At 69.4% G+C, this 8,905-nt stretch carries 5 protein-coding genes; 4 read left to right on the forward strand and 1 reads right to left on the reverse strand.

The window, feature by feature from the left end:
• Positions 1-196: 196 nt before the first annotated feature.
• Complete coding sequence (locus IAE56_RS19630) at positions 197-2,254, reverse strand: EAL domain-containing protein (protein WP_200753687.1); 2,058 nt, start codon at positions 2,252-2,254, stop codon at positions 197-199.
• Between the two features lie 203 nt (positions 2,255-2,457).
• On the opposite strand from IAE56_RS19630, the gene radA reads away from it, so the two are divergent.
• From radA to IAE56_RS19650, 4 genes are all read left to right on the forward strand, one after another.
• Positions 2,458-3,837, forward strand: a complete 1,380-nt coding sequence (radA, locus tag IAE56_RS19635; protein ID WP_200753688.1) for a DNA repair protein RadA — start codon at positions 2,458-2,460, stop codon at positions 3,835-3,837.
• A 213-nt stretch (positions 3,838-4,050) separates the two neighbouring features.
• Entirely contained in the window at positions 4,051-5,907 is a 1,857-nt protein-coding gene (locus IAE56_RS19640; RefSeq protein WP_200753689.1) for an ATP-binding protein, read from the forward strand.
• Positions 5,908-5,963: 56 nt separating this feature from the next.
• On the forward strand, positions 5,964-8,270 hold the full coding sequence (locus IAE56_RS19645) for a tetratricopeptide repeat protein (RefSeq protein ID WP_200753690.1): 2,307 nt from the start codon (positions 5,964-5,966) through the stop codon (positions 8,268-8,270).
• 111 nt (positions 8,271-8,381) lie between these two features.
• A complete protein-coding gene (locus IAE56_RS19650) occupies positions 8,382-8,849 on the forward strand; it encodes a hypothetical protein (protein ID WP_200753691.1) in 468 nt (155 codons plus the stop codon).
• The last annotated feature ends 56 nt before the right edge of the window (positions 8,850-8,905 follow it).

Consider the following 8,905-nt stretch of genomic DNA (forward strand, 5'->3'; position numbering starts at 1 on the left):
GGTCAGAGCCCTTTCCTGCGGAAAGGGATCCGACCCCTGCGACCTGGTAGATCCACGCCATGCGTGGATGCATCTTGGGGGTCAGAGCCCTTTCCTGCGGAAAGGGATCCGACCCCTGCGACCTGGTAGATCCACGCCATGCGTGGATGCATTTGGGGTCAGAGCCCTTTCCTGCGGAAAGGGATCCGACCCCGGCTCACCCCACCTTGCGCAGGAATTCGTCCGGGTCCATCGGCCGGCCCAGGTGGTATCCCTGCAGCTGGTCGCAGCCCAGCCCGCTCAGGTATTCCTGCTGCTCGCGCGTTTCCACGCCCTCGGCCACCACCTGCAGCTGCAGCGAGCGCCCCAGCGCCACGATCGACGACACGATGGCCGCGTCTTCGGCGTTCTGCTCCAGGTCGCGCACGAACGCGCGGTCGATTTTCAGCTCGGTGGCCGGCATGCGCTTCAGGTACAGCAGGCTGGAATAGCCGGTGCCGAAATCATCGATGGAGATGTGTACGCCCATCGCGGTCAGGTCGTTGAGGATGGCCAGGCTGGCTTCCACGTCCTTCATCGCGGTGGTTTCGGTGATCTCCAGGGTCAGCCGTTCCGGTGCGATCGCATGGCGGGCCAGCACGTCGCGCACGTTGTCCACCAGCGACGGCGAGGAGAACTGCAGCGGCGACAGGTTCACCGCCATCGTCCATTCCGGGTGGCCCGAATCGTGCCAGGCACGCAGCTGCGCGCAGGCCTGGTCCAGCACCCAGTCGCCGATCGGCAGGATCAGCCCGCTGCGCTCGGCGATGGGGATGAACACATCCGGGGCGAGCATGCCCAGCTCCGGGTGTTCCCAGCGCAGCAGGGCCTCGGCGCCCACCGCGGGCGTGCCGGCGGCGACGAACTTGGGCTGGTAATGCAGGCGCAGTTCGCCGCGGTCGGCGGCGCGGCGCAGGTCCTGCAGCAGCCGCAGCTGGCGGTTGGCGCTGACCTGCATCGACGGGGTAAAGAACGTATAGCCATTCCGGCCGCCGTCCTTGGTGTGGTACATCGCCGCGTCGGCGTGTGCCATCAGTTCGCGCTCGGTGGCGCCGTCGTCCGGGTACAGGGCGATGCCGAGGCTGGCGCTCACCTGCAGTTCGGCCGCGTCGATCAGGAACGGCTCGGCCACGGCGGCGATGATGCGCTCGGCCACGACCACCGCGTCGTCCGGCTCATCCACGGCCAGCACGATCACGAACTCGTCGCCGCCCAGCCGGGCGAAGGTGTCCTGCGGGCGCAGCAGGCTGCTGACGCGCTCGCTCATGCGCACCAGCAGGCGGTCGCCCAGCTGGTGGCCATAGGCATCGTTGACCGCCTTGAAGCCGTCCAGATCGCAGAACATCACGGCAAGACCGTGGTTGCGGCGGCGCGCCTTCTCGATGGACTGTTCGATGCGATCCTGCAGCAGCATGCGGTTGGGCAGCTGGGTCAGCGGATCGTGCAGGGCGGCCTGCAGCAGCTTGTCGTTGGCCTTTTCCAGCGATTCGGCCAGCAGGCCGGTGCGCTCGCGCATCTGGCGGTCGAACAGCGACGCGACCAGGGCGATGCCGATGGTGCCCAGGGTGGTGACGATGACCAGCACCGCCAGCCAGCGGCTGTCGATGCCGCCGTCGATCACTGCGCCGCAGATGCTGCCATCGGGGAAGCGGGCGGCGGCCATGCCGGTGTAGTGCATGCCGACGATGGCCAGGCCCATCACCAGCGAGGCCAGCAGGCGCAGGCGCAGGGTGCGCTCACCCTCCTTGCGCAGGCGGAAGGCGATCCACAGCGCGGCACCCGCCGCACCGATGGCGATCAGGATGGAAGCGATGAACCACAGCGGGTCGTAGTCGATGCCCGGCTGCATGCGCATCGCGGTCATGCCCAGGTAGTGCATGGTGGCGATGCCCAGCCCCATCAGCACCGCACCGGCCAGCAGGCGGCGGCGGGGCAGCTGCGGGCGCGAGACCAGCCAAAGCGCATAGGCCGAAGCACAGACCGACACCGCCAGCGAGTACAGGGTGATGGCCAGGTCGTAGCCGATCGGGATCGGCAGGTTGAACGCCAGCATGCCCACGAAGTGCATCGACCAGATGCCCAGGCCCATGGCCAGGGCGCCGCCGGTCAGCCACCACCGGGCCACGCGGCCTTCGGTCGTGGCCAGGCGGCCGGCCATGTCCAGTGCGGTATAGGACGCCAGCATGGCGACCAGCAGCGAGAAAACAACCAGACTCTGGCTGTAGGTGCCAGTCATTGAACGTCCTTCGGGGGCGGAGTAGGGGGCACGGAGGCGCGGACTATAGCGGCCGCGCGGTGCTGCACTTTAGAGCATCAAAGTGTGATGTTCATCTCATATTGGGAGATGTCATGACCGGGCCGCCCTCATGCTGGGGGTCGCAGCGCCTGCGACTGGGCTCGGCTATCCTCCTTCACCTCCCCGCACCGAAGTCCTGCCCCATGGCCAAAGCCCGCCTCACTGCCTATGTCTGCAACGAATGCGGCGCCGAGTACAGCAAGTGGCAGGGGCAGTGCACCGAGTGCAACGCCTGGAACTCCTTGTCGGAAATCGTGCTGGAGAGCGCGGCGGCGGCCAAGGCGCCTGCGTCGCGCCGGGCTGGCTGGGCCGGCAAGATCGATTCGCCGAAGATCACCGCGCTGAAGGACGTCGAGCAGACCGAGCACCGCCGGGTCAGTACCGGCATCGGTGAGTTCGACCGCGTGCTGGGCGGCGGCCTGGTCGAGGGCGCGGTGGTGCTGGTCGGCGGCGACCCGGGCATCGGCAAGTCCACCCTGCTGCTGCAGGCGGTGGCGAAGATGGCGGCGGTGCTGCCGGTGCTGTACGTCACCGGCGAAGAGTCGCTGGCCCAGGTGGCCGGCCGCGCGCACCGGCTGGAACTGCCGCTGGATGGGGTCAACGCGCTGGCCGAGACCGGCGTCGAGTCGATCCTGCAGCACGCGGCCAAGGCCGGCCCGCGGCTGATCGTGGCCGACTCGGTGCAGACCCTGTGGACCGAAACGCTGACTGCGGCGCCCGGCTCGGTGAGCCAGGTGCGCGAGAGCGCCGCGCGGCTGGTGCGCTTTGCCAAGGAAACCGGCACCGCCGTGTTCCTGGTCGGTCACGTGACCAAGGAGGGCGGCATCGCCGGCCCGCGCGTGCTCGAACACATGGTCGACGCCGTGCTGTATTTCGAAGGCGAGAGCGGCAGCCGCTTCCGCCTGCTGCGCGCGTTCAAGAACCGCTTCGGCGCGGTCAACGAACTGGGCGTGTTCGCCATGGGCGACAAGGGCCTGAAGGAAGTGTCCAACCCGTCGGCCATCTTCCTGTCCGGTGCCAGCACCCATCAGCCGGGCAGCTGCGTGATGGTTACCCGCGAGGGCACCCGGCCGCTGCTGGTGGAAGTGCAGGCGCTGGTCGATGCCTCGCCGCTGTCCAACCCGCGCCGTGTCGCCGTTGGCCTGGAGCAGAACCGCCTGGCCATGCTGCTGGCGGTGCTGCACCGTCATGGCGGCGTGCTGGTGGGCGACCAGGACGTGTTCGTCAATGTCGTAGGTGGCATCCGCGTGCAGGAGACCGCCGCCGATCTGCCGGTACTGCTGGCCGTGCTGTCGTCGCTGCAGGACCGGCCGCTGGCGGAAAAGACGATTGCCTTCGGCGAGGTCGGCCTGTCGGGCGAGATCCGCCCGGTGCCCAATGGCGAGGACCGCCTGCGCGAAGCGGCGACCCACGGATTCAAGCGCGCCATCGTGCCCAAGGCCAACGCCCCCAAGGGCGGCACGGTGAAGGGCATGGAAGTGATCGCGGTCGAACGCCTGTCCGAGGCCATCGACGCCGCGTGACGCGCGCCCCGTAGAGTCGAGCTTGCTCGACTGCTTCTCCCGCTTTTCTGTAGAGCCGAGCCCATGCTCGGCTGCTTTTCCGCCAACAGCAGCCGAGCATGGGCTCGGCTCTACACACGTCCGATGCAGTAACGGTCAGCTTCGCTGTGCTAGTTTTCCCGGCTCGACGACGGCGCCTCCTGGCGCCTTGTGTGGCAAGGAGTAACCGATTTCATGCAGGACCCGACGCTCAGCACCCCCGCCGCCGAAATCCGCCGCGCAGGGGTCGATCTCAATGGACTGATGACGGTGCTGGGCAAGCACCTGTATTCCACCCCGATGGTGGCCCTGCGCGAGCTGGTGCAGAACGCGCACGATTCGATCATCCGCCGCCGCCTCGAGCAGCCGGGCATCGAGCTGCCCTCGCGCATCTCGGTGCAGGTCGATGCCGCCGCCGGCGTGCTGCGCATCACCGATACCGGCGCCGGCCTGACCCGCCAGGAAATCCACGATTACCTGGCCACCGTCGGCGTCGGCTACACCCGTGGCCTGCGCCAGGGCGGTGATGACCAGGACGGCCTGATCGGCATGTTCGGCCTGGGCTTCCTCTCGGCCTTCGTGCTGGCGCGCCGCGTTAGCGTGCGCACCACCTCCTACCAGACACCGGAGCTGGGCCACCTGTATGTGTCCAGCAACGCCGAGCAGTACACGGTGAGCGAAGTGCCGGCGCGCGCCGTCGGCACCGAAGTGGAGCTGGAGCTGCACGCTGATTTCCTGCCGCTGGCCAACGAGGCGCGCCTGTACGAGGTGCTGGGCCGCTACTGCGCGCTGCTGTCCGAACCGATCTTCATCGGTGCCGCCGCCGAGGCCCTCAACCCCGAACCGCCGCCGTGGCGCGGGCAGGGCGAGGTGGCGCTGCACCCGGTGCAGGCGCGTCGCCAGGCGCTGCAGTTCGCCGCGCGGTTCGAGCATGATTTCGAACCCATCGTGACCGTGCCGCTGCGCGCCGACGCCGACAGCGATGCCACTGGCATGCTGTGGGTGCAGGATGGGGCCACCTACGGCACCAGCGACAACCGCAATCTGTCGGTGTTCGTGCGCGGCATGCTGCTCGACGACGATGCGCGCGACCTGCTGCCGCCGTGGGCGGGCTTCATCGGCGGGGTCATCGAATCCTCGCGCCTGACCCCGACCGCCAGCCGCGAGGACCTGCAGCGCGACGACCAGTACCGCGCTGTGCAGCACGCGCTGCTGGAAGCGCTGATCGACGGCCTGGCCGAGGTCGCGCGGCAGCAGCCTGAAGCATGGCGACGCGTGCTGGCCCGCCACAACGAGGCGCTGCTGGGTGCGGCGCTGTGCGATGAGCGCCTGTTCGAGCTGCTGCTGGAACACGTGCGCGTGCCGACCTCGCAGGGCGATCTGCCGGCCAGCGCGCTACCCGCGCGTGGTGCCGTGCACGTGATCCTCGACAACGGCGGCGGCTTTGAAGAAATGCTGTTCCGCGCGATGGGCGTGCCGGTCGCGCACGGCCATCGCTATGCGGTAGTGCCGTTCCTGCGCCGCTGGACCCAGGCCAAGGGCCTGCGTCTGGTGGAGCTGGGCACCGAGCAGGGCAACCGTGCGCTGTTCCGCACCGATGACAGCCTGGATGCCGCGCAGCTGGCCTGGCTGGGCGAACACCTGGGCGATGGCGAGCAGCTGCTGCCGGCGCGCTTCAGTCCCGAAGCGTTGCCGGTGGTGGTGGTGCCCGACCGCGAGGCCGAGCTGAAGCAGCGCCTGGAAGACGACGAGAACGACAAGCGCGTGTCGATGGCCGCGTTGCGCCTTGCGCGTCAGTTCACCGCGCGCATCGAGGCGCGCGCACCGTCGCGGTTGTACCTCAACCTGGACAACCCAGCCGTGCAGGCCCTGCTGCAGGCCCAGCGCGAGGGGCATCCTCAGGCATCGGCGGCCGCGCGCCTGCTGCGCTCGCTGAAGATCATCGTCTCCGCGCAGGGCCGCCCGCTGGCCCGCGGTGCGGCGACGCCCGGCCCGGATCTCAACGGCGCCTTCAGTGATATCGCCGGCGCTCTGCAGCAGATGCTGCGCTGAGCACCGCACACACTTTCTCTCATCCAGCCTCACGCTAGACAGGAGCACCAACCCCCATGGATATCTGGAACTGGGTCGAAAAGCTGCAGGAAGACCTGCGCCAGGCCGGCCAGGCGCAGAACGCACACCTGCTGACCCGCCTTGCCGACGAAGTCAGTGAACTGCAGGTCGACCGCGTCGATGCACTGCTGCCCGAGGCGCGTGCGCTGGGCAAGGCGCTGGACAACCCCTGGGTCGACGTCTACGTCGGCCACTGGGCGCTGCGCAACCGCGTGGGCAACCGCGTTGAAGGCGAGAGCGCGCTCGGCGAGGCGGTGTCGCTGTTCGAGCGCGCGCATCGCGAGGACACCCTGGAATGCCCGCAGTCGATCTGCGTGACCCAGGATCTGGCCGCCTGCTACGGCAACATCGACGGCCCGGGCTGGGTGCCCGAGCGCATCGAGGTCTGCGACGAAACGCTGGCGCGCATCGATCCGACCTGGGCCTGCTTCCAGTGCCTGAGCTGCGAGAAAGCCGACGCGCTGCTCGATGACGGCCGTGCGCAGGACGCGCTGGATTACCTGAAGGCGCAGGCCGATGCGGTGGAAGCGCGCGGCAAGGAAGTGTTCGACAGCTTCCCGGAAATGCAGATCAAGATCCTGCTGGCCAGCGGCCGTGCCGACGAGGCGATGGTGCTGATCGAGCAGCGCGAAGCTGAGGTGGCCGCTGCCGGCGAGTACGAACCAGCCAACTGCACGGTGCCGCGCCGCCTGTCGCGCGCGTGGGCGCTGGCCCAGCTGGGCCGCGACGAAGAGGCGCTGCAGCAGCTGGTACCGTGGAGCGAACTGACCCCAAACACCTGGCGTCTGTGGGCCAACACGGTGGCGCTGCTGTGCAGCCGCGACCCGGCCCGCAACACCTGGGACCTGGGCACGCGCTTCAACACCATCATCGAACACTTCGCCAGCGTCGGTGCCCACCGTCTGGTGATCGAGCTGGCAGCACTGAGCCTGGAACTGGCCCTGCAGCGCGGCGCGCGCTGGGTGGCGCAGCGCCAGCTTGGCCTGGCCCGCACCCACCTGGCACAGCTGCGCCAGGACCGCGGTGCCGGTGCGTTGGTGGCCGGCCTGGCCGCCCGCATCGATGCACTGCCCGACGTTGAGCCGCTGCCGGTGCCGGCCGCCGAACTGCTGGCGTGGCTGGAAGCGCGTGGCGAACAGCAGCAGTCGCGCGATCCCGAGCGCGAGGCGCAGTGGCTGCTGCAGGCGCATGCGCAGTGCCCGGATGACGAAGCGCTGGCCGAGGTGGCCGCATCGGCGCTGAACGCCTGTGGCGCGCAGACCGAAGCGCGCGCGTTGCTGTGGGACTTCGTGCGCGCACATGCCCAGGAGGACGGCGCCGCTGCCTACACGCTGATGCGCTGGCTGACCGAGCAGGGCGACGACGATGGCCTGCGCCGCCTGGCCGACACCTATCGCGGCAGCGTGCCGGTGTTCGCGCACTGGTGCGAGGTGCAGCGCGCACGCCGCGTGTCCGACTGGCCGGCGCTGGAGCAGGCCGCACAGGCGCTGCTGGCGCTGTCGCCGGGCTCGCATGGCGCGCGTGGCACGCTGGCGCGCATGTACATGGAAACCGGCCGCTTCAGCGATGCGCAGGCCTGTTACGCGCAGCTGGTGGAAACGCTGGAGGATCCCAATGCCGCGCACTGGGACCACATGAGCGCGGCCAGTGCTGCGCGCGATTGGGACGCGGTGCGCCGCTCGGCCGCGGCCATCGGCATGGAGCTGTCCAGCCAGGACGGCGTGGTCGAAGAGCCGTGGGGCTGGGTGATCATCCGCAGCCTGGAGCAGGGCGAGCCGATGGAGTACTACGCGCGCCGCACCGGCCCGGTGACCGCGCGCATCGTCGAGAACGCGCCGGCCAACCGTGCCCAGCAGGTGGGCGACTGGGTGGTGTTCGATGCCGCGCTGGTGCACCCGGCGCCGGAAGAGGAAGAACAGCGCCAGCACTTCATTCCGACCTATGCGCAGGTGCACGTGCTGGAACGTGGTGGCTTCGAGCGGAGCTGGCTGATTGACGGCGCGCACCCGGGCGAAGACGCCTGGAATGCGTTCACGGAAGGTGCCGAAGCGCAGGGCTGGCAGGTGTGGGCGCACAGCCGCCCGGATTACACCGTGACCGACCCGGATGCGGACGAGGGCACGCTGCCGGGCCTGCTGTTCACCGTGGCCCAGCCGCAGGGGCATGCGCCGCTTGCGCTGCATCGTTACCTGCAGCAGTCCACCGCCGGCTGGTCGCACCCGCAGTGCTGGCTGCGCCTGGCTGAAGCCTGCAACCAGGACCGGCAGCCGCACCTGGATGTGATCGAGCGGTACGGCTTGTAATCTCTACCGCGCTGCGCGCTCGCCGGGGGGGGGGCCCCCCCGGCCCCCCCCCGGGGGGGGGCGGGGGGGGGCGGCCCCCCCCCCCGGCGTCCCCACTTCAAGGAGAGCACCATGCGAAACACAGGGATGTTGATGATCGCCAGCCTGCTGCTGGCCCCGGCCGTGCACGCAGCCCCGGTCTGCGAGGATGCGGCGGGCGTGGCCCGTGCTTTCTTCGAGGCCACCTCTGGCGACGACGGCCGCGTGCTGGACGCACCCGCGACGCTGGTCAGCCCGGCCTTCAATAAGGCGCTGCGCGCAGAACGCGCCTGCCAGGTGCGCGAAGAGGGCATCTGCACCATCGATTCGGACCCGTGGCTGGATGCGCAGGATGGCGACATCGACAGCCCCGTGCGCTACAGCTGGAAGCCGGCCTCGGCCACCGCTGGCGACGTCACGCTGAGCTATTCGGTGTGGAAGGAAGCCCGCGTGACCCGTCTGCCGATGGTCCGCAAGGGCACCGGCTGCTGGCAGGTGGACGATGTGATCACCCACAGCGGCCAGTCGGTGCGCAGGATCCTCGCCCAGCCCGTACCCTGACGGTAGTGGCGGCCCCGGGGCGGCCCCCCCGGGGGGGGGCCCGCAAAGCGGCCGGG

It is taken from the genome of Stenotrophomonas sp. S41 (assembly GCF_016624625.1).
Classification (GTDB): domain Bacteria; phylum Pseudomonadota; class Gammaproteobacteria; order Xanthomonadales; family Xanthomonadaceae; genus Stenotrophomonas.

Bases quoted from the DNA above. Each gene is read 5' to 3' on its own strand.
- IAE56_RS19630 (WP_200753687.1), bottom strand. From the start codon at position 2,254: ATGACTGGCACCTACAGCCAGAGTCTGGTTGTTTTCTCGCTGCTGGTC.
- radA (WP_200753688.1), top strand. From the start codon at position 2,458: ATGGCCAAAGCCCGCCTCACTGCCTATGTCTGCAACGAATGCGGCGCC.
- IAE56_RS19640 (WP_200753689.1), top strand. From the start codon at position 4,051: ATGCAGGACCCGACGCTCAGCACCCCCGCCGCCGAAATCCGCCGCGCA.
- IAE56_RS19645 (WP_200753690.1), top strand. From the start codon at position 5,964: ATGGATATCTGGAACTGGGTCGAAAAGCTGCAGGAAGACCTGCGCCAG.
- IAE56_RS19650 (WP_200753691.1), top strand. From the start codon at position 8,382: ATGCGAAACACAGGGATGTTGATGATCGCCAGCCTGCTGCTGGCCCCG.